Raw genomic sequence first — 26,712 nt, 5'->3', positions numbered from 1 at the left:
GACGGCGGTGATCAGTCCTCGTAGCGCCCCAGCCGCACCATCGTCTGCCCGGCCACGCCGGCCCGCCGCGACGGCATGATCAGCACGCAGTCGTCGTGCGGCGTGACCCAGCGTCGCGCGCCGTCCTCGGCCAGCGGCGTGCCGGCCGCGGGAATGAGCTTCAGGTGATGCGTCGGCAGCAGGAAGCGGAAGTCGGGCGATGCCGCGGTCACGCCCTCGCCAACGCGCACCAGCCGCTGCCGCGCCGGCGTGGGCAGGCGCGGCGATGCCGCCATCCAGGCGTCGTCGATCATCCCCAGATGCCGCAGGAAGCGCAGCGTCACGTCGGTCGCCATCGTGGCGCTTGCCGGCTCCCAGTGCGCGCCGCACTCGACCAGCACCGCCTGCCGCGGACTCCGCGGATCCGCGAAGCCGCCGCGGTCGATCATGCGCAGCCCGGCCGCATGGCCGGTGTCGACCAGCAGCGTCTCCGGCTGTCCCAGTGCCCGGGCCAGCGGCACGCTCTTGTCGGTCATGCCGCAGATCGTCAGCGCCGGCGCGCCCGGCTCCTGCATCGAGTGCAGGTCCAGCAGCACGTCCGCCGCGTCCACGAAGGGCGCCAGCTCGCGCGCCCGGCGCAGCTCGACCGAGTCGCGCGGCCCGCGCAGCACCGCCTCGTCCCAGACCCGGTTCATGTCCTCGTCGACGCAGCGCGACGCGAACGGCGCCAGCGGGTTGAAGCGCCCGTAGGCCTCGACATTCGCGAAGGCCAGCACCAGCCGGCCGCGCAGCGGCTTCAGGGACCGACCCAGCAGCCCGTCCAGCGCGATCGCGCCGCAGAGCTCGTTGCCATGCACCAGCGCCACCACCATCGCCACCGGGCCCGGCCGGCCCGAGTCCAGCACGTGGACGAACTCCACGTCCGTGCCGGTACCGCGGCGCCAGCGCTCGAGCGGCGGCGGCTGCAGGCGCACTTCCGGGTTGAAGGCGGGGAAGGACTCGAGCAGGGCAGGGGTCATCGTCGTCGGAACGGGGGGCGTCCCCGGCGGGAAGACTGGGCGCGGGCGATCCTACACTCCGGCCCCATGAAGACTCTGACCGGCCATGACGGCCTCCCGCTGCACTGGCGGGAATGGGGCGCCGACCTGTCGCTGCCCACCCGCGGCACCGTGCTGATCGTCCACGGCCTGGGCGAGCACATCGGGCGCTACGAGGCTGTCGCCGGGCGCCTGAATGACTGGGGCTGGCATGCCGCCGGCTACGACCAGCGCGGCCACGGCGCCTCCGGCGGACCGCGCGGCGACATCCCCGCCCACGACAGCCTGCTGCGCGATCTGGCCGCCGCGATCGACGGCCTGCGCGCCGACGACCGCAAGGGACGCGGCCCGCTGATCCTGCTGGGCCATTCGATGGGTGGCGCCGTCGCGGCCCGCTTCGTCGCCGGCGCGCTCGAGCAGGCGCCCTGGTCGCGCCCGGTCGACGGGCTGATCCTCAGCTCCCCGGCGCTCGACCCCGGCCTGTCGGCGTTCCAGCGCGGCCTGCTGGGCGCCACGCTGCCGCTGGTGCCGCACCTGGCCGTCGGCAACGGCCTGAATCCGTCGTGGGTCTCGCGCAGTCCGGAGGTCGTCCAGGCCTACAAGGACGATCCGCTGGTCCACGACCGCATCACCCCGACGCTGGCCCGGATGATCGCCAGCTTCGGTCCCGACACCCTGCCGCTGGTGCCGCGCTGGACCACGCCGACGCTGCTGATGTGGGCCGGCGCCGACCGCTGCGTGGCCCCGGCGGGCAGCGCCGCCTTCGCCGCGGCCGCCGCCGCGGGCGGCGCGGTGCAGGCCGTCCCCTTCCCGGGCCTGGCGCACGAGATCTTCAACGAACCTGAGCGCGAGCAGGTCTTCGCCCGGCTGCGCGCCTGGCTGGGCGCACGCTCCTAGAATCGCCCGATTCACCCCTTCCGCCCGGACCGGCCGCGACCGCGACCCCGGACCCAGCCACGGCGGCCCGACCGGCCGCGCAGGAGACCCGCATGAACGCACGTGACCCGTCGTTGCCGCTGCAAGCCGATGAAATCAGCGCCCTGGGCGCCTTCGCCGAGAAGGTGTGGGACCAGGAGATCGTCCCCGCGCTGACCGACTACATCGCCATCCCGGCCAAGAGCCCGATGTTCGATGCCGACTGGCAGGCCAACGGCTACATCGACCGCGTCGTCCGCGACGCCGCCCAGTGGGTGGAAAGCAAAAAGATCCCCGGCCTGAAGCTGGAGGTCATCCGCCAGGAAGGCCGCACGCCGGTCATCTTCTTCGAGCTGCCGGCGACCAAGGCCGACAGCGCCGACACCGTCGTCCTGTACGGCCACCTGGACAAGCAGCCCGAGTTCAACGGCTGGCGCGCCGACCTGGGCCCGTGGACGCCCAAGTACGAAGACGGCAAGCTCTACGGCCGCGGCGGCGCCGACGACGGCTACGCGATCTACGCGTCGATCACCGCGTTGCTGGCGCTGGACCAGCAGGGCGTGCCGCGCCCGCGCTGCGTCGGCCTGATCGAGGCCTGCGAGGAATCGGGCTCCTACGACCTGCCGGCCTACATCGACCTGCTCAAGCCGCGGCTGGGCAATGTCTCGCTGGTGGTCTGCCTGGACTCCGGCGCGGGCGACTACGACCGCCTCTGGATGACCACCTCGCTGCGCGGCATGGTCTCCGGCGTGCTGAAGGTCGAGGTGCTGACCGAGGGCATCCACTCCGGCGACGCGTCCGGCGTGGTGCCCTCGTCCTTCCGCATCCTGCGCCAGGTGCTGGACCGGCTGGAGGATTCCAGGACCGGCCGCCTGCTGCCCGAGTCCTTCCACTGCGAGATCCCCGGCGTGCGCCACGAGCAGGCGCAGGCCACCGCCGCGATCCTGAAGGAAGAGGTCTACAAGCGCCTGCCCTGGGCCTGCGGCGCGGACGGCGGCCCGGTGCTGCCGGTGACGCAGGATCCGGTCGAGGTGCTGCTCAACCGCACCTGGCGCCCGACGCTGTCGGTCACCGGCGTGGACGGCTTCCCCGAGCTCAAGAGCGCCGGCAACGTGCTGCGCCCGTACACCGCGTTCAAGCTGTCGCTGCGCCTGCCGCCGCTGATCGACGGCAACGAGGCCGCGCTCAAGCTCAAGGCGCTGCTCGAGGACAACGCGCCCTACAACGCCAAGGTCAGCTTCGTGCCGGATGGCCGCGCCGGCGCCTATGGCGCCACCGGCTGGAACACGCCGGAGCTGTCGCCGTGGCTGAGCCAGGCGCTGGACGAGGCCAGCCAGGCCCACTTCGGCCAGCCGGTCGGCTACATCGGCCAGGGCGGCACCATCCCGCTGATGAGCATGCTGCAGAAGGGCTTCCCCGCCGCGCAGATGATGGTCTGCGGCGTGCTGGGCCCCAAGAGCAACGCCCACGGCCCCAACGAGTTCCTGCACGTGCCCTACGGCAAGCGCCTGACCGCCGCGGTGGCGCAGGTGATCGCCGCGCACCCCTGACGACGGACGGGGCGCCGAGGCGCTTCCCCCGGCGCGGCGGCCCGGCCGTCGCGCACCCTGAGGCCGGTCTCCGGCGCATCGCGAAGTCATAGAGAGGCGACCGACGCGGGAACCCCGCGGCAGTCGCCCGGAGGAGACGGGATGGATCAGGTCAAGGCGATGCGGGTCTTCACCCGCGTGATCGACGAGGGCAGCCTCGCCGGCGCGGCGCGGGCCATGGACCTGGCGCCGGCCGTGGTCACGCGGCTGGTGGCCGACCTCGAGGAGCACCTCGGCGCGCGGCTGCTCAACCGCACGACCCGGCGGCTGTCGCTGACCGATGTCGGCGAGGGCTACCTGGAACGCTGCCGCCGCATCCTCAGCGACATCGAGGAAGCCGAGGCGCTGGCCTCCGCCGCCACCAACGAGCCGCGCGGCAGCCTGCGCGTGCTGATGCCGCCGGCGATCGCGATCCACCAGCTGGCGCGCCACATGGCCCGCTTCCATGCGATGTACCCGCTGGTCAGCGTCGAGCTTGTCGCTCCCGGGCCGGTGGACACGCTGGACGAGAGCTTCGACATCACCGTCATCTCGACGCGCAGCCCGCTGCAGGGCGACTTCATCGCCCGCAAGCTGGCGCGCACGGAAGTGATCATGTGCGCCTCGCCGGAGTACCTCGCGCGGCGCGGCCGGCCGCAGCATCCGTCCGAGCTCAAGCAGCACGACATCATGCTGCCGCCCATCCATGAGCTGTCGCGCGGCGTGACCTTCGAGCGCTGCGGCGCCGACGGCCTCACGGCCGAGAGCTTCTTCGCGATCCCGTCGCGCCCGGTGATGACGACCTCGTCGGTGGACACCAAGTACGCCTGCGCGCTGCATGGGCTGGGCATCGCGGGGCTGCCGTCCTTCGTCGTCGGCGACGCGCTGATGGAGGGCGCGCTCGAGCGCGTGCTGTCGCAATGGCGCATCTACAGCTACCAGCTGTGGGCGGCGATGCCGACGCGCAAGTTCGTCCCGGCGCGCACCCGCGCGTTCATGGATTTCCTGGTCGAGATCTTCGGCGGCCGCGACGAGGATCCGTGGCTGGCCGCCGCGGGCTGCCCCAGCTACCTGGCGGCCCAGGAGCTCCTCGCGCTCCAGGCCGCCCGCGAGGCCAGGGCCGCCAAGGCGTCGGCGGCATCGGCGTCGGCGCCTGCCGACGGCGACTGATCAGCGCAGGCTGAAGCCGGTCTGGGTGTACTGCGGCTGCAGGTCCTCGATCAGGCGCAGCAGCGGCGACAGCTCGACGTAGCGGGTCGCCGTCTTGACCACGTAGGCATAGAAGCGGGGCAGGTCCTCGGCGTAATGCGGCTTGCCGTCGCGGTGCTTGAGCCGGCAGAAGATGCCCATGATCTTCAGCTGTCGCTGCAGCACCGTCCATTCCAGGCGCCGCCAGAACAGGCCGAAGTCCAGCGCCATCTCATGCGGGTCCTCGCCGCCGGGATCCAGGCCGAACAGCCCCGCGCGCCGGGCGCCTTCCCAGTAGCGCACCGCCCAGTCGAGCTCCTCGGCCTCGTCCCAGGAGATGAAGGCGTCTCGCAGCAGCGAGGCGATGTCGTAGGTGACCGGCCCCATCACCGCGTCCTGGAAGTCCAGGATGCCGGGCGATGCGAAGGCGCCGGCGCCGGTGCCGTCGCTCGGCGGGCAGACCATCAGGTTGCGCGGCATGTAGTCGCGGTGCATCGGCACGCGCGGCTGGGCGGCGATGTTGGCGGCGAGCAGGGCGACCGTCCGATCCCAGTAGCCCTGCTGTTTGTCGTTCCACTGCTTGCCGTGGTGGGCCTGGACGCACCAGTCGACGAAGATCTGCAGCTCCCGGCGCACGAAGGCGTCGTCGAAAACCGGCAGCGCGCCCTCGGCGCGGGCCGAGGCGCTGGTCTGCCAGCGCAGCAGCGCCTGGGTGGCGTCGCGCATCAGCTGCCGCGGCAGCGCCTCGTCGCCCGCGCGCTGCGCCTCGAGCAGCGCCGCGATGTAGGACTGGCGGCCCAGGTCCTCCATCACCGCGAATCCCTGCGCGACATCGTGGGCCACCACCCGCGGCACATGCAGGCCGCGTTCGGCCATCAGCGCGCCGACCTGCAGGAAGGCGGCGAGCTGATTCGGCGTCGCGGGATCGTCCATGACGACCAGCGTGCCGCCGGTGCTCGTCGCCACGCGCAGGTAGCGGCGGAAGCCGGCGTCGCTGCTGGCGACGGCGAGCGTCTCGAGCCGCAGGCCCAGCGGCTCGACCAGCGGCGCGATCCAGGCGTGGAAACGGGCGGCGCGGTCGGCGTCGGGCCAGGGCACGGCGGTCGGGGCGGAAGCGGTCATCGGCAAGGGCGCGGGCGCAGGGCCGGCGAGGCAGGGGCGGGAAGCAGAAGGGCCGCTGCGCGAGCGGCCCCGGAGGACGGTGACAAGGCGCTTCGGCGGTCCTGCCGGCCGGCGAGCCTCGTGGATAATGATTCTACAAACCCCGGGCAGCGCGGCGCGACCGACGCGCGGCCGCCTGACCTCTGCAAGACGCTGCCCGCCTGATGCGCCCTCCGGTTTCCCGACCCCGTCCGATCTCCCTGGCCGCCGCCCTGGCGGTCGCGCTGCCCGCGGTCTCCGTGTCTACGGCGCAGGCGCAGGAGTCCGCCGGCCAGCCCTTGATCCTCAAGTCGGTCAAGCAGCTGCACCAGACCAAGCGCAAGGACGCCCGGCCCGCGATGGCGCTCAGCGCCGACCGCATCACCAGCGAGATGGACCAGACCTCGACCGCCGAGGGCGACGTCCAGCTGCGCTACGGCGGCATGCTGCTGAAGTCGAACACGCTGCGCTACGACTACCCGCAGGACCTGGCCACCGCCGAGGGCGAGGTGGAACTCAGCCAGAACGGCGCGGTGCTGCGTGGCCCCAAGCTGGAGCTGTTCGTCGACAAGTTCGAAGGCCAGCTCGAGAGCCCGACCTACTTCTTCGCCGCCACCGGCGGCAGCGGCAGCGCCAAGGCCTTGCACTTCCTCGGCGACCAGCGCATGCGCGCCGACGAGGCGACCTACTCGACCTGCCCGGTGTCGGACAAGGGCGAGCAGGACCTGCAGGACGCCAAGGCCGGCAAGAAGGGCCAGCGCGACTGGGAGCTGGTCACCAGCAGCCTGAACCTGGACTTCGACGCGGGCGAGGGCGTGGCCAAGGACGCGGTGGTGCGCTTCCTGGGTGTGCCCATCCTGGCGGCGCCGTCGCTGAGCTTCCCGCTCGGCGACCAGCCCAAGTCCGGCCTGCTGCCGCCCAACGTCAACATCGACAACCGCAGCGGCGTCGAGTACAGCCAGCCCTTCTACTGGAGCATCGCGCCCAACCGCGACGCGACCATCACGCCCTTCGTCATGACGCGGCGCGGCCCCGGCGTGGACAGCCAGTTCCGCTACCTGGAGCCCGGCCATCGTGGCCAGATCGACTACGCGCTGCTGCCGCACGACCGCGTGACCGGCCGCTCGCGCTGGGACCTGCGCCTGAACGGTGACGGCGACATCACGCCCAACTGGACCTACAACGTCCACACCGAGCGCGTCTCCGACGACGACTACTGGAAGGACCTGCGCAGCCGCATGCTGTCCCAGACGCCGCGCCTGCTGTCGACGGACCTGCGCACGCAGCGCGACTTCAGCTTCAACTGGGGTGAGATGCAAACCTACGCGCGGGTGCAGAAGTGGCAACCGCTGCAGGTCGCGCAGGTGGAGGACCAGTTCGCGTCGCCCTACCAGCGCTCGCCGCAGATCGGCGTGCGGCTGCAGACCGGCGCCGATGAATCGGTGCTGGCCGGCTACCTGCCCACCGGCCGTCGCGCGCGCCTGGAAGGCGGGCTGGAGGTCGAGTACAACCGCTTCGACCTGCCCGGCGGCGCGCTGAGTTCGCAGACCCAGACCGGCGAGCGCATGCACCTGCTGGGTCACGTCAGCCTGCCCTTCAGCGGCGCGGCCTGGTGGCTGATTCCCAAGCTGTCGGTCAATTCGGCCAGCTACAACCTGGACCAGCCCATCGACGCCACCGGCCGGCGCTCGATCGGCCGCACCATCCCGACCTTCAGCGTCGACCACGGCTGGATCCTGGAGCGCAACACCTCGCTGTTCGGCCAGGCGATGCGCCAGACGCTCGAGCCGCGCCTGCTGTACGTGAACACGCCGTACCGGGACCAGAGCCTGATCCCCAACTTCGACGCCGCGCCGCGCGACTACAACTTCGATTCGGTCTTCGCGGAGAACCAGTTCTCCGGCGTGGACCGCGTCAACGACGCCAACATGCTGGCCTTCGGCGCCACCACGCGCTGGATCGAGGACGAGAAGGGCGAGGAACAGCTGCGCCTGGGCATGGTCCAGCGCTACCTGTTCCGCAACCAGCGCATCACGCCGGACGGCACGCCGCAGACGCACCGCCTCTCGGACGTGGTGCTGCTGGCCTCGGCCCACCTGAACCAGGCGTGGTGGACCGACAGCACGCTGCAGCTGAACTCGTCCGACGGCAAGGTCGAGCGGACGGTGCTGCGGCTGCGCTATTCGCCGGGGCCGTTCCGCACCGTCAGCGCGTCCTACCGGCTGGCGCGCGGCCAGAGCGAGCAGGTCGAGCTGGCCTGGCAGTGGCCGCTGTTCGGACCGGACCGCAAGTCGGTGGCGGGCGGACCGGGCTGCGCCGGCGCCTGGTACGGCGCGGGCCGCCTGCAGTACAGCATGCGCGACAAGCGCTTCACCGATTCCGTCATCGGCGCGGAATACGACTCGGGCTGCTGGATCCTGCGTGTCGGTGCCGAGCGCCAGGCCACCGGCCGCGCGGAAACCAATACCCGGCTGATCCTGCAGCTGGAGCTGGTCGGCCTGTCGCCGCTGGGCTCCAATGCCCTGAAGGTGTTGAGAGACAATATTCCGGGTTACCGGTCGCTCAGCTCCGAGCGGTCGGCTTTTGGCACTTATGACTGAACTGCGTTCGATGCGACATCTCAAGCCTGTGGCGGCCACGCTCCTGTCCCTGACCGCCGCCCTGGCCGGCTCGGCATCCTCGGCGCAGACGCGGCCGGCCGCCCCGGCCGCTTCGGCCGCATCGGCGGCCGCCGCGACGCCCAACCGCCCGGTCGTCGAACAGCGCCAGCTCAAGCCGGGTGACTACATCGCGGCGATCGTCAACACCGACATCGTGGCGGCGTCGGAAGTGATCCAGCGCACCGAGCGCATGCGCGAGGAAGCCCGCCAGCGCGGCCAGAACGTGACCAACGAGCTGCTGCACAAGCAGGCCCTGGACAGCCTGATCGACGAGCGCGTGGTCGTCACCTACGCGCGCGAGAACGGTCCCCGGGTCGACGAGCCGGAGCTGGACCGGGTCGTGGCGAACGTGGCCACGCAGAACAAGCTGACGATGCCGGAACTCCGCCAGCGCCTGGCCGCCGAAGGCATCGACTTCAAGCGCTTCCGCGAGAACCTGCGCGACCAGATGCTGAGCGAGCGCGTGCGCGAACGCGAGGTGCAGGGCCGCATCCGTGTCACCGACGGCGACATCGACAAGTATCTGGACGAGCGCCAGGCCGCGTTGCAGGGCCGCGCGCAGCTGAACGTGGCGCAGATCCTGGTGCCGGTGCCCGAAGGCGCCGGCCCGGTCGTGCTGGCCGAGCGCAAGGCGCGCGCCGAATCCGCGCTGGCGCGGGTGAAGGCCGGCGAGGACTTCGCCAAGGTCGCCCGCGAGGTGTCAGAAGACGCCAACAAGAACCGCGGCGGCGAGATCGGCCTACGAGGGGCGGACAAGCTGCCGGACGTCTTCGTCGATGCGGTCAAGGACCTGCAGCCCGGCGAGGTGCGTCCCGAGCTGCTGCGCTCCGAGGCCGGGTTCCATGTGATGAAGCTGATCGAGCGCCAGACCGGCAAGGCCTCGATCAACGTGGTCGTGCAGACGCGCGCGCGTCACATCCTGCTGCGCCCGTCCGAGCAGCTGACGCCGGAGCAGGCCACGCGCCGGCTGGTGGAGTTCAAGCGCGCGATCGAGTCCGGCCGCGCCACCTTCGAGCAACTGGCCAGAGCCAACTCGGAAGACGGCAGCGCGCAGGAAGGCGGCGACCTGGGCTGGGTGTCGCCGGGCGGTTTCGTGCCCGAGTTCGAGCAGGCCATGGATGCGCTGCCGCTCAAGGGCATCTCGGACCCGGTGCCGTCGCGCTTCGGTATCCACCTGATCCAGGTGATGGAGCGCCGCGATGTGGTGCTCGACAACAAGCAGCTGCGCGAACAGGCGCGCAACGCGCTGCGCGAGCGCAAGTACGATGACGCGTACAACGACTGGATGAAGGAAATGCGCGCCCGCGCCTTCATCGAGACGCGCGAGTGGCTGGACTGAGCGGCCGGGACTGAGTTCATGGGACATGTCGCGCGCAAGCGCTTCGGCCAGCACTTCCTGACCGACAAGGCCATCATCGACGGCATCATCGACGCCATCGGCCCGGGCGAGGACCAGGCGATGGTCGAGATCGGTCCCGGGCTGGGCGCCATGACGCTGCCGCTGCTGCAGCGGCTGCCGGCCTCGAGCCAGCCGCTCACTGTGATCGAGCTGGACCGTGACCTGGCCGCGCGCATGCGCAAGCGCGGCGATGTGACCGTCATCGAGTCCGACGTGCTGAAGGTGGACTTCGCGGCGCTGGCCGCGGAACGGGGCCGCAAGCTGAAGATCGTCGGGAACCTGCCCTACAACATCTCTTCGCCGATCCTCTTCCATCTGCTCGGCGTCGTGGACCATGTGGTGGACCAGACCTTCATGCTGCAGAAGGAGGTCGTCGACCGCATGGCCGCCGGGCCCGGCGGCAAGGACTACGGCCGGCTGAGCGTGATGCTGCAATGGCGGTATGACGTCGAGGCGCTGTTCGACGTGCCGCCGGAAGCCTTCGATCCGCCGCCGCGGGTCGATTCGGCGATCGTGCGCATGGTGCCGCTGTCGGCGCCCGCCCGCATCGACGAGGCGCTGCTCGGCGAGCTGGTGGCCTCGGCGTTCTCCCAGCGCCGCAAGTTGCTGCGGCACTCGCTGGGGAAGTGGCTGGAGGCGCGCGGCTTCGGCGGGACCTTCGACCTGCAGCGCCGTGCCGAGGAAGTGCCGGTGGCCGAGTTCGTCGCGCTGGCGCAGGCGGTCCAGGGCTGAGCGGCTGCCAGCGCGCGCAAGGCCGGCGACGCCCAATGAAAAAGGCCTTCCGTCGCCGGAAGGCCTTGTGCGCAGAACCGGCGCCTCAGTCCATCAAGCGGCGCTGAGCCACATCGACGTATCGAACGCGCTGCACATCATCGGCATGTTCATGCCGAAGTTGGGGTTCGGATTGGTCTTGGTGCTCTTGAGCACCGGCTTCGCTTCGGGGGCCACCTCAGTCGCCCGCTCCCATGACCCTGATTCTTGGGAGCGGGCTACTGAAAAGAATAGAAACACCTGAAGGAGATCTTCCGCTCGGCCCAGAAGTCGGCCGCCTCGCGGAAGACATCGAGCAACTGCTCGCGTGCCTCCCGATCGAATTTCGCGTGATCGGGCAACTGGTCCAACACCACGACGAACCCTGGTTGCGTGCCCGACTTGTGGACCAGGTTGGTCATGCAGTCGTACAGCGCTTCCATGTTCTTGCCGAAGTGCGCCGGGAACAGGAAGTTGCTGGCAATCAGTTCCAGCACGTCCTGTTTGGTCTCGGCCGGAGACAGGTTGGCGTACAGGAAATGTTGGCCGGCGTCCTGCGCGGCCTGCATCAAGTCCTCGACCCGGTAGGCTCTGATCGCCTGCACGATGTTGGGACGGACTGTCTGCAAAAGCATTGTCGCGTTCCTCCTAGATGGGGTATCCGAGCTCATGTCTGGGTGGGGCCGTGCACCGGAACAGCGCCCGCGGGGCCTGTGATCGTCGGTGGGGGAGGGCTGAGCCAGCGAGGGTTAACCCTGAACTCTGAAACCAAGATGGTACAGAAACGGCCTCGAATGCTCAAGCCGGGGGCTACCACAATGCCTTAAAAAGCGGCATTGTTAGCATGCGCACACATTCGCCCAAACACCCACAAACGTGAGCAGTCATCCAGTGGAAATTGACTGGTGAGCCACTACAAACTTTTTCTATAGGCCGGACTGGAGGTCGGGATTAAAGGCCCTCCAGCGGCTTGGATGAGCGATACCAGGGCCTGTCCGGCCCCGGAATCGCCGCTCGCTCAGCGAGCCGCGTTCGCGTCCGCGACGGTCAGCGCCGTCATGTTCACGATGCGGCGAACGGTCGCCGACGGGGTCAGCACGTGGACCGGCTTGGCCGCGCCGAGCAGGACCGGCCCGATGGCGATGCCGCCGCCAGCCGCCGTCTTCAGCAGGTTGTAGCTGATGTTGGCCGCGTCGATGTTGGGCATGACCAGCAGGTTGGCCTCGCCGGTCAGGGTGCTGTTGGAGACCAGCTGCTCGCGGTAATGCGGGTCCAGCGCGGCATCGCCGTGCATTTCGCCGTCGGCTTCCAGCCAGGGCGCGTTGTCCTTGATCAGCGCCAGCGCGTCGCGCATCTTGACCGCGGACGGGCAGTTGCTCGAGCCGAAATTGCTGTGCGACAGCAGCGCCGCCTTCGGGCGCAGGCCGAAGCGCATCATTTCCTCGGCCGCCATCACGGTGATCTCGGCGATCTGCTCGGCGGTCGGGTCGTAGTTGACGTGGGTGTCGACCAGCATGACCTGACGGCCCGGCAGGATCAGGCCGTTCATGCAGGCGAAGTTCTTGACGCCGGGCCGCTTGCCGATGACCTGGTCGATGTACTGCAGGTGCATCGCGGTGTTGCTCCAGGTGCCGCAGAGCATCCCGTCGACCTCGCCCTTGTGCAGCATCATGGCGCCGATCAGCGTGAGGCGGCGGCGCATCTCGATCTTGGCGAGCTGCTGCGTGACGCCCTTGCGCTCGGTCATCGCGAGGTAGGTCTGCCAGTAGTCGCGATAGCGGTGGTCGAACTCGGTGTTCACCACGTCGTAATCGCGGCCTTCCTGCAGGCGCAGGCCGAAGCGTTCGCAGCGCTGGGCGATGACCTGCGGGCGACCGATCAGCGTCGGGCGGGCGATGCCCTCGTCGACGACCACCTGCACCGCGCGCAGCACGCGCTCCTCTTCGCCCTCCGCGTAGGCGACGCGCTTGTGCTGCGCCTTCTTCGCGATCTGGAAGATCGGCTTCATCGTCGTGCCGGAGGCGTAGACGAAGCTCTGCAGCTTCTCCAGGTAGGCCGGCATGTCCTGGATCGGACGCAGCGCCACGCCGGAGGCCTCGGCCGCCTTCGCGACGGCCGGGGCGATCTTCATCATCAGGCGCGGGTCGAAGGGCTTGGGGATCAGGTACTCGGGGCCGAAGCTGAGGTTGGCGCCGGCATAGGCGGCGGCGACGACCTCGCTCTGCTCGGCCTGCGCCAGCTCGGCGATCGCGTGGACGGCGGCGATCTCCATCTCGTCATTGATGGTGGTCGCGCCGCAGTCCAGGGCCCCGCGGAAGATGTAGGGGAAGCACAGGACGTTGTTGACCTGGTTCGGATAGTCGGTGCGGCCGGTGGCCATCAGCGCGTCGTCGCGGATCGCGTGCACGTCCTCGGGCTGGATCTCCGGATTCGGATTGGCCAGCGCGAAGATGATGGGCTTGGCCGCCATCGACGCGACCATGTCCTGCTTGAGCACGCCGCCGGCCGACAGGCCCAGGAACACGTCCGCGCCAGCGATGACCTCGCGCAGGCTGCGCAGCTCGGTCTTCTGCGAGTACACGGCCTTGTCCGGGTCCATCAGTTCGGCGCGGCCTTCGTAGACGACGCCGGCCAGGTCGGTCACCCAGATGTTCTCGCGCGGCAGGCCGAGCTTGACCAGCAGGTTCAGGCAGGCGAGGGCGGCGGCGCCGGCGCCCGAGGTGACCAGCTTGACCGAGCGGATGTCCTTGCCCGCGACCTTCAGCCCGTTGAGCAGGCCGGCGGCCACGACGATGGCGGTGCCGTGCTGGTCGTCGTGGAAGACGGGGATCTTCATCCGCTTGCGCAGTTCGCGCTCGACGTAGAAGCAGTCCGGCGCCTTGATGTCCTCGAGGTTGATGCCGCCGAAGGTCGGCTCGAGCGCCGCGATCACGTCGACCAGCTTGTCCAGGTCGTGCTTCTCGTCGATCTCGAGGTCGAAGACGTCGATGCCGGCGAATTTCTTGAACAGGACGCCCTTGCCTTCCATCACCGGCTTGGAGGCCAGCGGGCCGATGTCGCCCAGGCCGAGCACGGCGGTGCCGTTGGAGATCACGGCCACCAGGTTGCCGCGCGAGGTGTAGCGGAAGGCGTTGGCCGGGTCGGCGACGATTTCCTCGCACGCGGCGGCCACGCCCGGCGAGTAGGCCAGCGCCAGGTCACGCTGGTTGATCAGCTGCTTGGTGGCGGCGATGGCGATCTTCCCGGGGGTCGGGAACTCGTGATATTCGAGAGCGGCCTGGCGCAGCTGAGCGCGTTTTTCTTCGGACGTGGACATGGGGGACTCTTCTGGTTGAAACCGGTCCGCCGTCGTGGGCCGGGTCGGCGATTGTAGGAGTCCGACCCGGCGGCGACAGTGCGGACTATGCGTATGCTGCATGTCGCCCGGGCCGCAGGGGCATACGCGAAACTGCGCATCCGGAGCGCCCGCGCGAGCGCCATACTGCCTGCCCCGCACGCGCGCGAGGCCCTCGTCCGGACCTGGCTTTCAAGGTCCTTTCAAGGCATTCCAGAGTCCTTCGCTGCGCGACCCGACGCCTCCTTCACGCCGCGCCGCAGTCCCCGCTTGCCTTCGCCCACGATCATGCTGTCCGCCCCTTCCACCCCCCTGGCACGTGGCACCCGGCCGCGGCGCTGGCGGCGCGCGCTGCTGTGGGGCACGCTGGTGGGGCTGCTGCTGATCGCGCAGTCGCTGCTGCTGACGCTGACGCTGAGCCACGAGGCCGCGCGCGCGCAGGAGGCCTCCGATCTCGCCGCCGCCGAGGTCACCGCGCGCGCCAAGCAGCTGATCGGGCGTGACCTGCAGGGCCTGCAGGGCCTGATGTGGGCCGAGGACGACGACTGGCGCGGCAACGCCGCCGCGCAGCTGCGGCAGACGCGGGTCATGCTGCGCATCGAGCTGCGCGACGAGCAGCGCCAGGTGCGCCGCGCCGTCGACACGCCGTATGCGCCGCCGCTGTTCTCGACGCTGTCGCGCGAGCAGCTCCAGATCGAGACCGAGCTCGCCTGCATCGCCGCGCTGCGCCAGGGCACGCCGCTCTTCTCGCGCTCGTACTTCGTGCCGGGCCCCGGCGGCGACGGCATGGAGGTCGCCGACCTGTGCCTGCCCCGGGTGCGCGCCGGCGAGCCGCGCTCCTACGTCGTGGCGACCATGGGGCTGCGGCCGCTGCTGGAGGAATCGGTCTCGCAGGAGCAGGCGCGCCGTTTCGAGATGTCCTTCGTCGAGGGCGACGGCACGCGGCTCGCGCGCACCGGCCTGACGCGCGGCAGCGGCTTCTACCTGTCCGAGCGCCTGCTCGACCTGCCCGGCCTGAGCCTGCAGCTGCGCGTGGACAACGCGACCGGCCGGCCGCAGCTGATCCCCAACCTGGCGACGGCGCTGGTGATCGGCCTGTCGCTGGCGCTGTTCGCGCTGGTCATCGTGCTGGCGCGCGACACGCGCAAGCGCGCGCAGGCGGAGCACGCGCTGGCCGAGTCGCTCGCGTTCCGGCAGGCGATGGAGAACTCGCTGATCACCGGCCTGCGCGCGCGCGACCTGGACGGCAACATCAGCTACGTCAACCCGGCGTTCTGCGCGATGGTCGGGTACGCCGCGGAAGAACTGGTCGGCACCGGCCGCCCGCCGCAGGCGCCGCCGTACTGGCCGCCCGAGTTCATCGAGGAATACTGGCGCCGCCATCACGACCGCGAGGCGAGATGGGAGGCCGGCCTGCCGCCGCGCGAGGGCTTCGAGACGGTCTTCGCGCGCAGCACCGGCGAGCGCTTCCCGGTGATGATCTACGAGGCGCCGCTGCTCAACGCCGAGGGCCAGCAGACCGGCTGGATGAGCGCCGTGCTGGACCTGAGCGCGCAGCGCAAGGTCGAGGAGCTGTCGCGCCAGCAGTCGGACCGGCTGCAGGCGACGGCGCGCCTGGCCACGGTCGGCGAGATGGCCTCGCTGCTGAGCCACGAACTGAACCAGCCGCTGGCCGCGATCGCCAGCTACGCGACCGCGTCGATCAACCTGATGGTGCGCGAGGCCGACGATCCGCAGACGCCGGCGATGGTGCGGCAGGCCGTGACCCGCATCGCCGAGCAGGCCGAGCGGGCCGGCCGCGTGATCAAGAGCGTCCACGACTTCGTGCGGCGGCGCGAGGCGGCGCGCGAGTGGGTCCATGTCGAGCAGCTGCTCGACGCGGTGCTGCCGCTGGTGCGGCTGCAGGCGCGCAAGAGCGGCGCCCGCATCGAGATGGACCTGCCCAAGGGCCTGCCGCGGGTGCGCTGCGACCGCACGATGGTCGAGCAGGTGCTGCTGAACCTCACCCGCAACGCGATCCAGGCGATGGACGGTCCCACGCCGCTGGCGGACCGCGCGCTGGTGCTGCGCGTGCGGCGCCTGCAGCCGCGCTGGCTGAGCTTCGCGGTGGTCGACCATGGGCCGGGCATTCCGGCGGAAGTCGCGCGGCAGCTGTTCACGCCCTTCTTCACGACCCGCACCGAGGGCATGGGCCTGGGCCTGAGCCTGTGCCGCACGGTGGTGGAGCAGCACGGCGGCGCGATGGACTTCGAGAGCCGCGTCGCCCCCGCGTCGCCGACCGGCACCGAGTTCCGCTTCAGCCTGCCGTGCGAGGATGCGCCTGGCGCGGCCCCCGGCACCGGGGCCGACCGGTTGCCCGTCACTGGATCTGGAGAGTCGTCCGCATGAAGCCGCAGTCCCTGCCGATGGTCTACCTCGTCGACGACGAGGATGTGGTGCGCGATGCGCTGGCCTGGTTGTTGCGCTCGCGCCGGCTGCTGTCCGAGGGCTTCGGCAGCGCCGAAGCCTTCGAGTCGCTGCTCGACGGCCTGCCTCGCGGCGGGCGCGACTGGCCGTCGGCGCCCAGCTGCCTGCTGCTCGACGTGCGCATGCCGGGCATGAGCGGGCTCGCGCTGTTCGAGCGGCTCATCGAGCGCGGCCTGCTGGACACGCTGCCGGTGATCTTCCTGACCGGTCATGGCGACGTGCCCACGGCGGTGGCGGCGGTGAAGCAGGGCGCCTACGACTTCGTCGAGAAACCCTTCTCCGACAACGCGCTGGTCGACCGCGTCGAACAGGCGCTGGCCCAGAGCGCCGAGGCGATCGCCGCACGCGACGCGAAATCGGCGCTGGGACACCGTGTCGGCGAGCTGACCGAGCGCGAGCGCGAGGTCATGCAGCTCGTGGTGCAGGGCCTGCCCAACAAGCTGATCGCGGACCAGCTCAACATCAGCGTGCGCACCGTCGAGGTCCACCGCGCGCGGGTGTTCGAGAAGATGGACGTGAAGTCCGCGGTGGAGCTGTCCAACCTGCTGCGCGGCGACAATGCCGCCCATGGGTGATTCTTCTGATTCGCGGGAGCGACGGGACGGGCGGCCGCTGGGCGAGTTCGACCTGATCGATCGCTTCTTCGGCCGCGCCGCGCGCGCTGGCCGCACCGAGGGCGGCGCGGTGGCGCTGGGCATCGGCGACGACTGCGCGCTGCTGACGCCGACGGCCGGCCATCAATGGCTGGTGACGGCGGACATGCTGGTCGAGGGCCGGCATTTCCTGTCGACGGTCTCGCCGCGGCGCCTCGGCCACAAGGCGCTGGCGGTCAATCTCAGCGACCTGGCGGCCTGTGGCGCGACGCCGCGGGCCTTCTTCCTCTCGCTGGCGCTGCCGCGCGTCGACGAGGGCTTCCTGTCCGGCTTCGCGCAGGGGCTGTTCGAGCTGGCCGACGCGCAGGGCATCGTGCTGGCCGGCGGCGACACGACGGCCGGGCCGCTCAACCTCAACATCACCGCGATGGGCGAAGTCCCCGCCGGCCAGGCGCTGCTGCGTTCGGGCGCGCGCGTCGACGACGACGTCTGGGTCAGCGGCACGCTGGGCGATGCGCGGCTGGCGCTGGAGGTGTTCCGCGGCACGCTGTCCTTGAGCGCCGCGCAGTTCGATGAAGTCCGCCTGCGGATGGAGATGCCCGAGCCGCGCGTGGCGCTGGGCAAGGCGCTGCGAGGCCTGGCGACCAGCGCGGTGGACCTCTCCGACGGGCTGGCGGGCGACCTCGGGCACGTGCTCCAGCGCTCCAACGTCGGCGCGACGCTGCGCCTGGCGGACCTGCCGCGCTCGGCGGTGCTCGGCGCGATGCCGGAGGACCTCCAGCGCCTGTGCCTGCTGACCGGCGGCGACGATTACGAACTCGTCTTCACCGCGCCGCCCGATGCGCGCCAGCGCGTCCTCGAGGCGGGCCGCGCCGCCGGCACGCCGGTCTACCGCATCGGACGGATCGAGTCGGCCCCCGGCCTGCGCGTGGTCGACGGCCTGGGGCATCCGGTGCAGGACCTGCCGCGCAGCTTCGACCACTTCAAGTCATGAGCGCCGTCCGACCGACCTTCGCCTTCATGGCGAGACACCCCGCCCACTGGATCGCGATGGGTTTCGGCAGTGGCCTGTCGCCGAAGGCGCCGGGCACCGTGGGCACGCTGTGGGGCTGGGCCGCGTTCGCCGTGCTGAACCTGTGGCTGTCGCCGGCGCAATGGGCCGTGCTGATCGCGGTCAGCCTGCCGGTCGGCTGGTGGGCGTCGACGGTGACGGCGAGGCACCTGCGCACCTGCGACCCGGGGGCGGTGGTGTGGGACGAGATCATCGCGATCTGGCTCGTGCTGTGGCTGTTGATGCCGGCGGGCTTTGGATGGCAACTGGCCGCCTTCGCGCTGTTCCGCTACTTCGACGCCGCGAAGCCGGGGCCGGTGCGCTGGGCCGACGGTCTCTTCAAGATCGAGCCCGGGCAGCCGGTGACGGTGTGGCAAGGCTTCGGGATCCTCTTCGACGATCTGGTGGCCGCCGGATGTACGCTCGTGGTGTTGGCCGGCGCGCGGGCCTTGCTGCATTGACGCTGCGAGCCGCGCCTTCACCCACGGATCCAGATCCATCGACGAGGAGATCCCCATGCTGTTTCCCGACGAGTCCGAACTGATCGAGCGCATCGCGCTGGCGCTGATCCAGCGCAAGGAACGCATGGGCACCGCGGAGTCCTGCACCGGCGGGCTGATCGCCGCGGCCTGCACCAGCCTGGCGGGGTCGAGCCAATGGTTCGAGCGCGGCGTCGTGAGCTACAGCAACGAGGCCAAGACCGAGTTGCTGGGCGTGCCGGCGGCGCTGATCGGCCTGCACGGCGCGGTCAGCGGCGAGGTGGCGGAGCAGATGGCCCGCGGGCTGGTCGCGCATGCGCCGATCGACTGGGCGATCGCGGTGACCGGCGTGGCCGGGCCGGGCGGCGGGACCGAAAGCAAGCCGGTGGGCACGGTGTGGCTGGCGCTGATGCATGGGCGCTCGCGGATCCGCGTGTGGAAGGAGCACTTCACCGGCGACCGCCACGAAGTCCGCGCCCGCACGGTGCGCGCTGGCCTCGAGGCGCTGTGCGATGCGCTGGAGGATCGGGACTCCTGAGCGCCTGGCTCGAGGGATCGAGCCGGCCCGGACATCACCCCCCGAGCCCCCTGAGCGACGCGACGCTCGGGCTTGTCGTTACAGCCCGGCCAGGATCGTGCTGGCGCGCGCATCGCCGAGGTCCGGCGGCTGCCAGTCGCGCAGCCACTGCGCGAACTGCTCGGCCGGCATCGGTCGTGACAGCGCATACCCCTGGCCCTGGTCGCAGCCCAGCGTCTGCAGCAGCGTCCATTGCTTGCCGGTCTCCAGGCCCTCGGCCACGACCGACAGGCCCAGGTTGTGCGCCAGCTCGATGGTCGAGCGCACGATCTTCGCGTCGTCGATGTCGCGCTCCATGTTCATCACGAAGCTGCGGTCGATCTTGAGTTCGTCGACCGACAGCTGCTTCAGGTAGGCCAGCGACGAGTAGCCGGTGCCGAAGTCGTCGATCGACAGCTTGAAGCCCAGCGCGTGCAGTTGCTCCAGCGTCTGCAGCGCGCGCTGCGGGTCGTCCATGATCGCGGACTCGGTGATCTCCAGGCACAGGGCCGGCGGCGGCACGCCGGCCACCAGATCCGCCACCTTGATCGGCAGGTCCTGGTCCATCAGGTCGCGCGTCGACAGGTTGACGCTGATCGGCAGCGCCAGGCCCTCGCGCTGCAGGCTCATCCAGGCCTGCGCCGAGGCCTGCAGCACCCACGCGGTGATCTGGCGGATGAAGCCGGTCTGCTCGGCGAAGGGGATGAAAGCCATGGGCGGCACCAGCCCGCGCGACGGATGCTGCCAGCGCACCAGCGCCTCCGCACCCGAGATCTTCTGCGCATGCAGGTCCACCTTGGGCTGCAGGAACAGCCGCAGTTCCCCTGCGTCGATCGCGTGGCGCAGCTCGCTGAGCAGCGACAGCGACTCCTGGCTGGCCGCGTCCATGCTCGGCGCATAGACCTCGCAGCCGCTCTGGCCGCGCTTGGCCGCATGCATCGCCAGCTCCGCCCGAGCGAGCAGCAGCATCGGATCGCGGCCGTGCTGCGGATACAGCGCCACGCCCATCCCGGCCGACAGGTCCACCGTCTGGTCGTCGATGCTGAGCGCGCGCTCGAAATCCCGCTGGATGCGCTTGCAGATCGTCTCCGCGCGCGTCGCGCCGGCGCCCTCGATCAGCAGCACGAACTCGTCCCCGCCGACCCGCGCGGTCAGCCGCACCTCGTCCTTCAGCAGATGCTGCAGCCGGTCCGCCACCGCGCGCAGCAGCCGGTCGCCGAAGGCGCGCCCCAGCACGTCGTTGACATGCTTGAAGCGGTCCAGGTTCAGCATCAGCAGGGAGAAGCGCACCTCGCTCTCGGCCATGCGCCGTGCCAGCGCCTGGTGGAACTGCTCCCGGTTCGGCAGGTCCGTCAGCGGATCCCAGAAGGCGAGCCGGTTCACCTCCTCCTCGCGCGACCGGATGCCCTGGCGCATCGCCTCGAAGGCCTCCGCCAGGTCGCCGATCTCGTCGCTGGACGGCCGCTCGACCGGCCGCGCATAGTCGCCCTGGCCCAGTCTGTGCGCCTCGCTGGCCAACGCCTTCACCGGCCCGGTGATGCGGCGGGCGGTCAGCACCGCCCCGACCGCGAACAGCAACACCCCGGCGACGCTCAGGCCAAGCAGCATCCATTGCAGCCGCCGGTAGGGCGCGAGGGCCTCGTCCACCGAACGCAGCAGCAGCACCGCCACCGATTTGTCGGTATCGCCGCCATGGTCGAGCGGCTGCAGGCGCGCCTGGAACTGCTCGCCTTCCAGTTCCAGATGGAAGGTCTGCACCGTGCGGTCCGTCGCGCTCAAGGTGGGCAGCGCCTGCACCGCGCGCGCCGTGGCGGTGGCGTCCAGCACGGTCGACAGCACCTGCCATTGCCCGGCGGCCGATTGCGCCAGCAGCACGCCCTGGATGCGCACGATGCGCTTGAGCTCCTGGAGCTGGTCGCTCTTCATCTCGAAGCCGGTGAAGATCCAGCCGCCCAGCCCGGCGGCCCGCATCCGCGCGACCACGACCTGATAGGCCTTGCCGTCCAGCAGCAGGAGCTGGCTCTGCGTCCGGCCCTGCTGCTGGCGCGTGACGCCGCGCAGCAGCGGCGCGACCTTGGCGGCGATCGGGTCGGTCGCGGTCACCAGCTTGAAGCTGTCGTCCGCGTAGCCGATGAAGGACGCGTCGCCCCGCGCGCTCAGGTTGGTGAAGACGTCCTGCAGCATCCCGCGCAGTTCCTCGCCCTGGATGCCGGCCGCGACCAGTTGGCGCAGGCCGTAGTCCGACTGCAGCAGGTCGGCCACCAGGCCGCGCTGCTCGTTGTCCTCCTCGATCAACTGGACCAGGATGCGCTCGCCGGCCTCGAGTTCATCGGCCACCGAAGCCCGCGCGTTGCGGCCGATGCCTTCGTTGATCAGCGCCAGGTTCAGCAGCTGGACGACCAGCAGCAGCGCCAGGAACAGCGCGACGATGCGCCCCTCCAGCCGCCGCAGGTTGAGGAAGTCCGGCCAGCGCATGGGCGCCTCAGTCCTTGAGCTCGACCTTGAGCGCGCCCGCGGCGCCGGCGGCGACCACCAGCGGCTGGGCGCTCGGCGCGGCATTGCCCATGCGCGTCGCCCACAGCCGCAGGCGGTGCTCGCCCGGCGGCAGGTTCAGCGTCACCTCGCCCTTGGCGTCGGTGATGCCGAACAGCGGGGTGTCGACGACGACGATATGGGCGCTCATCCGGTCGTGGATGTTGCAGCCCAGCTGCGCGACACCGGGCTTGTCGAAGACCACCGGCTCGGCCGGCGTGCCCGAGTACAGCTTGAGCTCGAACTTCTTCGTCGCGGAGAACGAATAGACGTGGTGCCGGACGGTGTCGAAGTTGGGGAAGTTCACCGCGGTGCCGGTCTGCACCACCAGCAGCTGGGGTTGGAACTGGCGATCGCGCTGGGCCATCGTGGCCGAGGCGCCGGTCGCCGGCCGGACGGGCTGGCCCTTGAGCTCGACGGCGACCGCTGCGTTCGGCACCGCAGCGCCGGCGGCGTCGCGCACCTGGAGGGTCCAATCCGTGGCCTGGCCCGCGGCCTGGCTCGCGCCGGCGCTGCCCAGCGCGATCGCCAGGGCGGCGAGCCGTCCTGGCGCCGAGGTCCACGCCTGCCGCGGCGAGGCGCGCCCCGCGCCCGGCGTCCCCATGCCGTCAGGGGACGGGCGGCAAGCGACGGTACCGGATCGGCCGGTCGACAGGGCTGCGGAGCGGAGCAGGCGCATCGGCGACGTCAGGTGAACGAGATGCCGTCAACCATAGCGGTTTTTCTGCGTCGGCGGACGCAGGGCTTGCTCCAACATGAGGGCCAGGCGGCCCAGCGCCTCCCACGGATCGGTGGGCCATTCGGGATGGCGCAGCCCCTTGACGATGCCGTCGCAGGTCTGGGCGGCCACCACCAGCCGGGTCAGCGCCGCGCCATGCAGCTGCGGCACGATGCGCTCGAACAGGCGCTCCTTCGGTCCCCAGATGCGGGATTCCCGCAGCGCCATCGGCAGCGGCTTGCCCGCCGCCACCGCGTCATGGACCCGCTTCAGGCCGCGGATGTCCTCGGCCATCGTCCAGTGCACCAGCACCGCCGCCTCGCCCTCGGCCTTCAGGCCCTCGAGCATGCGCAGCACGCGGCCGACCTTGCCGCCCAGCAGCGCCTCGCTGAGCTTGAAGACGTCGAAGCGCGCCACGTCCAGCACCGCCGCCTCGATCTGCTGCAGGCTGAGCTCGCCCGGCGGGTGCAGCAGCGCGAGCTTCTGCAGCTCCTGGTGGGCGGCGAGCAGGTTGCCCTCGACCCGGTCGGCGAAGAACTCGAGCGCCTGCTGGCCCTGCGCCCCGGCGGCCACCGACTGGCCCTGCTGCTGCAGGCGCCGGGCGATCCAGGCCGGCAGCTCCCGCCGTTCGACCGGATCGACCTTGACCGACACGCCGGCGCCGTCCAGCGCGGTGAACCAGGCGCTGCTCAGCTGTGTCTTGTCCAGGCGCGGCAGCGTCACCAGCGTCAGCACGTCGGGCGGGAGACCGTCGACGTAGCGTTGCAGGGCTTCGGAGCCGTCCTTGCCCGGCTTGCCGGTGGGAATGCGGATCTCGATCAGCTGCTTGTCGGCGAACAGGCTCATCGCCTGCGAGGCCGCGATCACCGGCGCCCAGTCGAAGTAGGCGCCGCTGACGGTGAACACCTGGCGTTCGCTGTAGCCCTGCCGGCGGGCCTCGGCGCGCAGCGCGTCGGCGGCTTCCTGCGCCAGCAGCGGCTCGTCGCCGTGCACCACGTACACCGGCTTGAGCCCCTTGGCCAACTGGCCGGCCAGCGCCTCGCCCTTGATCTGCATGCGCGCGTCCCGTCGGCGTTCAGTTGGGCAGGTGGACCGCCGCCAGGCGGCGCAGCAGCAGGCCGACGGCCTCCACCTGCATCGCCTTCTGCAGCGAGGCCTCTTCCTGCTCCTTGGCCAGCGCCGCGCTTTCGCTGTAGTTCATGTCGCGGGTCAGCCGCAGCTCGGTGCGCGGCAGCAGGATGTCCCCGCCGGCGGTGCGCAGCGAGTAGTCCAGCGACAGCCGCAGCTGCCATTCCGTGATCTGCCCCGCGGCGGTCGTCGCCACCGAGGTCTTGTCGCGCACCTCGCGCTCGGCGTCGATGATGACGTCGGCGCGGTTGGGGTCCTCGACCAGGCGCACCGTGCTGCGCTGCACCTGGCGGCGCAGCTCCTGCGCCAGCGGCGAGTGCGGCACGAAGCCGGTCAGCGCCAGCGTCTTGAAGTGGTAGACCGGCTCCTTGCGCAGCTCGAAACCGCAGCCGGGGAGCCCGGCCGCGGCGCCCAGCGCGCCCAGGGAAGCGAAGGACAGCAGGTGGCGGCGCTTCATGGCGTCAGACCACCACGTTGACGAGGCGGCCCGGCACGATGACGACCTTCTTGGGCGTCTTGCCTTCGGCGAACTTCTCGAACTCGGGATTGGCCAGCGCAGCGGCCTCGATCGCCGCCTTGTCGGCCGACGCGGCGACCTTGATCGAACCGCGCAGCTTGCCGTTGACCTGCAGCATCAGCTCGATCTGGTCCTGCACCAGCGCGCCTTCGTCGACCTGCGGCCAGGGGGCGTCCAGCAGCTCGCCCAGCTCGGCGGCGAAGCCCAGTTCCGTCCACAGCGCATGCGCGATGTGCGGGCAGGCGGGGTAGATCACGCGCAGCAGCACCGAAAAGCCTTCCCGCACCGCGGCCGACTGGCCCTCGGCCTTGAAGCCTTCCAGCGCGTTCAGCAGCTTCATCGCGCCCGACACGACGGTGTTGTATTGCATACGCTCGTAGTCGTACGAGACCTGCTTGAGCACCAGGTGCACCTCGCGGCGCAGCGCCTTGCCCTTATCGTTCAGCGCGGCGAAATCGGCGCCGCCGGCCTTGATCGCCTCGGCCTGCTTCGCGCCGAAGCCCCACACCCGCTTCAGGAAGCGGTGCGCGCCCTCGACGCCGGCGTCGTTCCACTCCAGCGTCTGCTCGGGCGGGGACGCGAACATCACGAACAGGCGGGCGGTGTCGGCGCCGTATTCGTCGATCAGCGCCTGCGGGTCCACGCCGTTGTTCTTCGACTTCGACATCGTCGTCATCTCGTACTCGAGCGGGAGGCCGTCGGCCTTCAGCGTGCCGCCGGTGGGCAGGCCATGCTCGTTGCGGATGACGTCGACCTCGTGCTCCCAGTAGTAGTGCTTGCCGGCGTCTTCCGGCTTGCGGAAGAAGGCGCCCTTGAGCACCATGCCCTGCGTCAGCAGGTTGGTGAACGGCTCGTTGAACTTGATGAGCTTCAGGTCGCGCATGACCTTGGTCCAGAAGCGCGCGTACAGCAGGTGCAGGATCGCGTGTTCGATGCCGCCGATGTACTGGTCCATCGGCATCCAGTAGTCGGTGCCGTTCGCGACCATCTGCTCGGGATTGGTCGCATCGCAATAGCGCATGAAGTACCACGAGCTGTCCACGAAGGTATCCATCGTGTCCGTCTCGCGCTTGGCGGCGGCGCCGCACTTCGGGCAGCTGCAGTTCAGGAAGTCTGCGCGCTTGTTCAGCGGGTTGCCGCTGCCGTCGGGGATGCAGTCCTCCGGCAGCACGACCGGCAGGTCCTTCTCCGGCACCGGCACCGGGCCGCAGCGGTCGCAATGGATGATGGGGATGGGCGTGCCCCAGTAACGCTGGCGGCTCACGCCCCAGTCGCGCAGGCGCCAGGTCGTCTTCTTCTCGCCCAGGCCCTTGGTGCCGACGAGTTCGGCCACCTTGTCCACCGCCTGCTTGTGCGTCAGACCGTCCAGCGCGCCGGAGTTGATGCAGGTGCCGCGCTGCTTGTCGCCGTACCACTCGGCCCAGGCGTCGGTCGAGTAGGTCTCGCCCTCGACGGCGACGACCTGCTTGATCGCGATGCCGTACTTCTTCGCGAACGCGAAGTCGCGCTCGTCATGCGCCGGCACGCCCATCACGGCGCCGTCGCCGTAGCTCATCAGCACGTAGTTGCCGACCCAGACCTCGACCTGCTCGCCGGTCAGCGGGTGCGTCACGAAGAGGCCGGTCGCCAGGCCCTTCTTGTCCTGCGTGGCGAGCTCGGCTTCGGTCGTGCCGCCCTGCTTGCATTCCTCGATGAAGGCGGCCAGCGCGGGATTCGTCTTCGCGGCGTGCGCGGCCAGCGGATGCTCCGGCGCCACGGCGCAGAAGGTCACGCCCATGATGGTGTCGGCGCGCGTCGTGAAGACGTACAGCAGCCCGTCCTGGATGGGCTGGCCGTCCTCCCCCTGGATCGCGTGCGGGAAGGCGAAGCGCAGGCCCTCGCTCTTGCCGATCCAGTTCTCCTGCATCAGGCGCACCCGCTCGGGCCAGCCCGACAGGAAGTTCTTGTCCGACGGATCGGCGACCGCGGCCAGCAGCTCCTCGGCGTAGTCGGTGATCTTGAGGTAGTAGCCGGGGATCTCGCGCTTCTCGACCGTCGCGCCCGAGCGCCAGCCCTTGCCGTCGATCACCTGCTCGTTGGCCAGCACGGTCTGGTCGACCGGGTCCCAGTTCACGACCTGCGTGCGGCGCTCGGCGATGCCGGCCTCCAGCATCTTCAGGAACAGCCACTGGTTCCAGCGGTAGTAGTCCGGCTTGCAGGTGGCGATCTCGCGCGACCAGTCGATCGCCAGGCCCATCGCCTGCATCTGCGACTTCATGTAGGCGATGTTGTCGTAGGTCCACGCGGCCGGCGGCACCTTGTTCTTCATCGCCGCGTTCTCCGCGGGCAGGCCGAAGGCGTCCCAGCCCATCGGCATCAGCACGTTGTAGCCCTTCATGCGCAGCTGACGCGTCAACATGTCGTTGATCGTGTAGTTGCGGACATGGCCCATGTGCAGCTTGCCGCTCGGGTAGGGCAGCATGGAGCAGGCGTAGAACTTCGGCTTGGACGCGTCCTCGACGACGCGGTAGGCGTCACTGGCGTTCCAGTGGTCGCGGGCGGCCTGTTCGACCTCGGAGGGAGCGTATTTCTCGTTCATGGTGGCTCGGGCAACGTAGCCGCCGATTGTAGGAGGCCGCGCGCCGCCGCCCATCCTCCCGGTGGGCGCCACCCTGCGGGGGTGAGCGATCAGCGCTTCGCGGCGGGCGCGGGCGCTGCTTTGG

At 70.3% G+C, this 26,712-nt stretch carries 21 protein-coding genes; 11 read left to right on the top strand and 10 right to left on the bottom strand.

What is annotated here, in order from left to right:
- Nucleotides 1-11 precede the first annotated feature (11 nt).
- On the bottom strand, nt 12-998 hold the full coding sequence (locus ACTJKJ_RS14250) for a succinylglutamate desuccinylase (RefSeq protein ID WP_440820861.1): 987 nt from the start codon (nt 996-998) through the stop codon (nt 12-14).
- A gap of 66 nt (nt 999-1,064) precedes the next feature.
- On the opposite strand from ACTJKJ_RS14250, the gene ACTJKJ_RS14245 reads away from it, so the two are divergent.
- The 3 genes from ACTJKJ_RS14245 (at nt 1,065) to ACTJKJ_RS14235 (ending at nt 4,669) form a co-directional block, all read left to right on the top strand.
- Nucleotides 1,065-1,913 (top strand): alpha/beta hydrolase, encoded by an 849-nt coding sequence (locus ACTJKJ_RS14245; RefSeq protein ID WP_091730700.1) that lies wholly within the window; start codon nt 1,065-1,067, stop codon nt 1,911-1,913.
- Nucleotides 1,914-2,005: 92 nt separating this feature from the next.
- Nucleotides 2,006-3,481, top strand: coding sequence for a M20 family metallopeptidase (locus ACTJKJ_RS14240; RefSeq protein WP_440820860.1), 1,476 nt, complete (start codon nt 2,006-2,008; stop codon nt 3,479-3,481).
- A gap of 141 nt (nt 3,482-3,622) precedes the next feature.
- A complete protein-coding gene (locus tag ACTJKJ_RS14235; RefSeq protein ID WP_091730706.1) occupies nt 3,623-4,669 on the top strand; it encodes a LysR family transcriptional regulator in 1,047 nt (348 codons plus the stop codon).
- On the opposite strand, the gene ACTJKJ_RS14230 is transcribed toward ACTJKJ_RS14235, so the two are convergent.
- Complete coding sequence (locus ACTJKJ_RS14230) at nt 4,670-5,809, bottom strand: aminoglycoside phosphotransferase family protein (protein WP_440820859.1); 1,140 nt, start codon at nt 5,807-5,809, stop codon at nt 4,670-4,672. It abuts the gene before it with no gap.
- 203 nt (nt 5,810-6,012) lie between these two features.
- Between ACTJKJ_RS14230 and ACTJKJ_RS14225 the strand changes: the two genes are divergently transcribed.
- From ACTJKJ_RS14225 to rsmA, 3 genes are read left to right on the top strand one after another with little or no spacing between them, the layout of a single operon-like run.
- Nucleotides 6,013-8,427, top strand: a complete 2,415-nt coding sequence (locus ACTJKJ_RS14225; RefSeq protein WP_440820858.1) for an LPS-assembly protein LptD — start codon at nt 6,013-6,015, stop codon at nt 8,425-8,427.
- A gap of 10 nt (nt 8,428-8,437) precedes the next feature.
- Entirely contained in the window at nt 8,438-9,826 is a 1,389-nt protein-coding gene (locus tag ACTJKJ_RS14220) for a peptidylprolyl isomerase (protein ID WP_440820857.1), read from the top strand.
- Nucleotides 9,827-9,844: 18 nt separating this feature from the next.
- Nucleotides 9,845-10,618, top strand: a complete 774-nt coding sequence (gene rsmA, locus ACTJKJ_RS14215) for a 16S rRNA (adenine(1518)-N(6)/adenine(1519)-N(6))-dimethyltransferase RsmA (protein ID WP_440820856.1) — start codon at nt 9,845-9,847, stop codon at nt 10,616-10,618.
- A 93-nt stretch (nt 10,619-10,711) separates the two neighbouring features.
- Here the strand turns inward: rsmA and ACTJKJ_RS14210 are convergent, their stop codons facing one another.
- The 3 genes from ACTJKJ_RS14210 to ACTJKJ_RS14200 form a co-directional block, all read right to left on the bottom strand.
- A complete protein-coding gene (locus ACTJKJ_RS14210; RefSeq protein ID WP_255488907.1) occupies nt 10,712-10,834 on the bottom strand; it encodes a hypothetical protein in 123 nt (40 codons plus the stop codon).
- Nucleotides 10,835-10,875: 41 nt separating this feature from the next.
- Entirely contained in the window at nt 10,876-11,307 is a 432-nt protein-coding gene (locus tag ACTJKJ_RS14205) for a barstar family protein (RefSeq protein ID WP_091730726.1), read from the bottom strand.
- Nucleotides 11,308-11,654: 347 nt separating this feature from the next.
- Nucleotides 11,655-13,952 (bottom strand): NADP-dependent malic enzyme, encoded by a 2,298-nt coding sequence (locus tag ACTJKJ_RS14200; protein ID WP_147240454.1) that lies wholly within the window; start codon nt 13,950-13,952, stop codon nt 11,655-11,657.
- 306 nt (nt 13,953-14,258) lie between these two features.
- Here ACTJKJ_RS14200 and ACTJKJ_RS14195 point away from each other — a divergent pair, with 306 nt between their 5' ends.
- Genes ACTJKJ_RS14195 through ACTJKJ_RS14175 form a run of 5 tightly spaced genes read left to right on the top strand, consistent with a single transcriptional unit; the run spans nt 14,259 to nt 19,097 of the window.
- Entirely contained in the window at nt 14,259-16,358 is a 2,100-nt protein-coding gene (locus tag ACTJKJ_RS14195; protein ID WP_183483956.1) for a sensor histidine kinase, read from the top strand.
- Nucleotides 16,355-17,011 (top strand): response regulator transcription factor, encoded by a 657-nt coding sequence (locus tag ACTJKJ_RS14190; RefSeq protein WP_091730740.1) that lies wholly within the window; start codon nt 16,355-16,357, stop codon nt 17,009-17,011. The genes ACTJKJ_RS14195 and ACTJKJ_RS14190 overlap by 4 nt, the downstream gene beginning before the upstream one ends.
- A 37-nt stretch (nt 17,012-17,048) precedes the next feature.
- On the top strand, nt 17,049-18,023 hold the full coding sequence (gene thiL, locus ACTJKJ_RS14185) for a thiamine-phosphate kinase (RefSeq protein WP_440820937.1): 975 nt from the start codon (nt 17,049-17,051) through the stop codon (nt 18,021-18,023).
- Nucleotides 18,020-18,541, top strand: coding sequence for a phosphatidylglycerophosphatase A family protein (locus tag ACTJKJ_RS14180; protein ID WP_091730746.1), 522 nt, complete (start codon nt 18,020-18,022; stop codon nt 18,539-18,541). The genes thiL and ACTJKJ_RS14180 overlap by 4 nt, the downstream gene beginning before the upstream one ends.
- 55 nt (nt 18,542-18,596) lie before the next feature.
- A complete protein-coding gene (locus tag ACTJKJ_RS14175) occupies nt 18,597-19,097 on the top strand; it encodes a CinA family protein (RefSeq protein ID WP_091730750.1) in 501 nt (166 codons plus the stop codon).
- 78 nt (nt 19,098-19,175) lie between these two features.
- Here ACTJKJ_RS14175 and ACTJKJ_RS14170 read toward each other — a convergent pair whose 3' ends face one another.
- From ACTJKJ_RS14170 to leuS, 5 genes are all read right to left on the bottom strand, one after another.
- Nucleotides 19,176-21,590: a putative bifunctional diguanylate cyclase/phosphodiesterase gene (locus ACTJKJ_RS14170; RefSeq protein ID WP_440820855.1), complete on the bottom strand. Its 2,415-nt coding sequence runs from the start codon at nt 21,588-21,590 to the stop codon at nt 19,176-19,178.
- A 7-nt stretch (nt 21,591-21,597) separates the two neighbouring features.
- Nucleotides 21,598-22,251, bottom strand: a complete 654-nt coding sequence (locus tag ACTJKJ_RS14165; RefSeq protein WP_440820854.1) for a methylamine utilization protein — start codon at nt 22,249-22,251, stop codon at nt 21,598-21,600.
- 102 nt (nt 22,252-22,353) lie between these two features.
- A complete protein-coding gene (gene holA / locus ACTJKJ_RS14160) occupies nt 22,354-23,421 on the bottom strand; it encodes a DNA polymerase III subunit delta (RefSeq protein WP_343602223.1) in 1,068 nt (355 codons plus the stop codon).
- A 19-nt stretch (nt 23,422-23,440) separates the two neighbouring features.
- Nucleotides 23,441-23,950 carry an LPS-assembly lipoprotein LptE gene (locus tag ACTJKJ_RS14155; RefSeq protein ID WP_091730762.1) on the bottom strand — a complete coding sequence of 170 codons (510 nt, stop codon included), beginning with the start codon at nt 23,948-23,950 and terminating at the stop codon, nt 23,441-23,443.
- Nucleotides 23,951-23,954: 4 nt separating this feature from the next.
- A complete protein-coding gene (gene leuS, locus ACTJKJ_RS14150) occupies nt 23,955-26,588 on the bottom strand; it encodes a leucine--tRNA ligase (RefSeq protein ID WP_440820853.1) in 2,634 nt (877 codons plus the stop codon).
- Between the last annotated feature and the right edge of the window lie 124 nt (nt 26,589-26,712).

The sequence above is a fragment of the Roseateles sp. 22389 genome (genome assembly GCF_052044995.1).
Classification (GTDB): Bacteria; Pseudomonadota; Gammaproteobacteria; order Burkholderiales; family Burkholderiaceae_C; genus Roseateles.
Note: the sequence above shows the minus strand (reverse complement) of the source record. Positions and strands in the feature narration are given on the sequence as shown.

Coding starts and splice junctions, on each gene's coding strand:
- leuS (WP_440820853.1), bottom strand. CDS start 26,588: ATGAACGAGAAATACGCTCCCTCCGAGGTCGAACAGGCCGCCCGCGAC.
- ACTJKJ_RS14180 (WP_091730746.1), top strand. CDS start 18,020: ATGAGCGCCGTCCGACCGACCTTCGCCTTCATGGCGAGACACCCCGCC.
- ACTJKJ_RS14200 (WP_147240454.1), bottom strand. CDS start 13,952: ATGTCCACGTCCGAAGAAAAACGCGCTCAGCTGCGCCAGGCCGCTCTC.
- rsmA (WP_440820856.1), top strand. CDS start 9,845: ATGGGACATGTCGCGCGCAAGCGCTTCGGCCAGCACTTCCTGACCGAC.
- holA (WP_343602223.1), bottom strand. CDS start 23,421: ATGCAGATCAAGGGCGAGGCGCTGGCCGGCCAGTTGGCCAAGGGGCTC.
- ACTJKJ_RS14155 (WP_091730762.1), bottom strand. CDS start 23,950: ATGAAGCGCCGCCACCTGCTGTCCTTCGCTTCCCTGGGCGCGCTGGGC.
- ACTJKJ_RS14195 (WP_183483956.1), top strand. CDS start 14,259: ATGCTGTCCGCCCCTTCCACCCCCCTGGCACGTGGCACCCGGCCGCGG.
- ACTJKJ_RS14190 (WP_091730740.1), top strand. CDS start 16,355: ATGAAGCCGCAGTCCCTGCCGATGGTCTACCTCGTCGACGACGAGGAT.
- ACTJKJ_RS14165 (WP_440820854.1), bottom strand. CDS start 22,251: ATGGGGACGCCGGGCGCGGGGCGCGCCTCGCCGCGGCAGGCGTGGACC.
- ACTJKJ_RS14230 (WP_440820859.1), bottom strand. CDS start 5,809: ATGACCGCTTCCGCCCCGACCGCCGTGCCCTGGCCCGACGCCGACCGC.
- ACTJKJ_RS14235 (WP_091730706.1), top strand. CDS start 3,623: ATGGATCAGGTCAAGGCGATGCGGGTCTTCACCCGCGTGATCGACGAG.
- ACTJKJ_RS14245 (WP_091730700.1), top strand. CDS start 1,065: ATGAAGACTCTGACCGGCCATGACGGCCTCCCGCTGCACTGGCGGGAA.
- ACTJKJ_RS14225 (WP_440820858.1), top strand. CDS start 6,013: ATGCGCCCTCCGGTTTCCCGACCCCGTCCGATCTCCCTGGCCGCCGCC.
- ACTJKJ_RS14170 (WP_440820855.1), bottom strand. CDS start 21,590: ATGCGCTGGCCGGACTTCCTCAACCTGCGGCGGCTGGAGGGGCGCATC.
- ACTJKJ_RS14175 (WP_091730750.1), top strand. CDS start 18,597: ATGCTGTTTCCCGACGAGTCCGAACTGATCGAGCGCATCGCGCTGGCG.
- ACTJKJ_RS14220 (WP_440820857.1), top strand. CDS start 8,438: ATGCGACATCTCAAGCCTGTGGCGGCCACGCTCCTGTCCCTGACCGCC.
- ACTJKJ_RS14250 (WP_440820861.1), bottom strand. CDS start 998: ATGACCCCTGCCCTGCTCGAGTCCTTCCCCGCCTTCAACCCGGAAGTG.
- ACTJKJ_RS14205 (WP_091730726.1), bottom strand. CDS start 11,307: ATGAGCTCGGATACCCCATCTAGGAGGAACGCGACAATGCTTTTGCAG.
- ACTJKJ_RS14240 (WP_440820860.1), top strand. CDS start 2,006: ATGAACGCACGTGACCCGTCGTTGCCGCTGCAAGCCGATGAAATCAGC.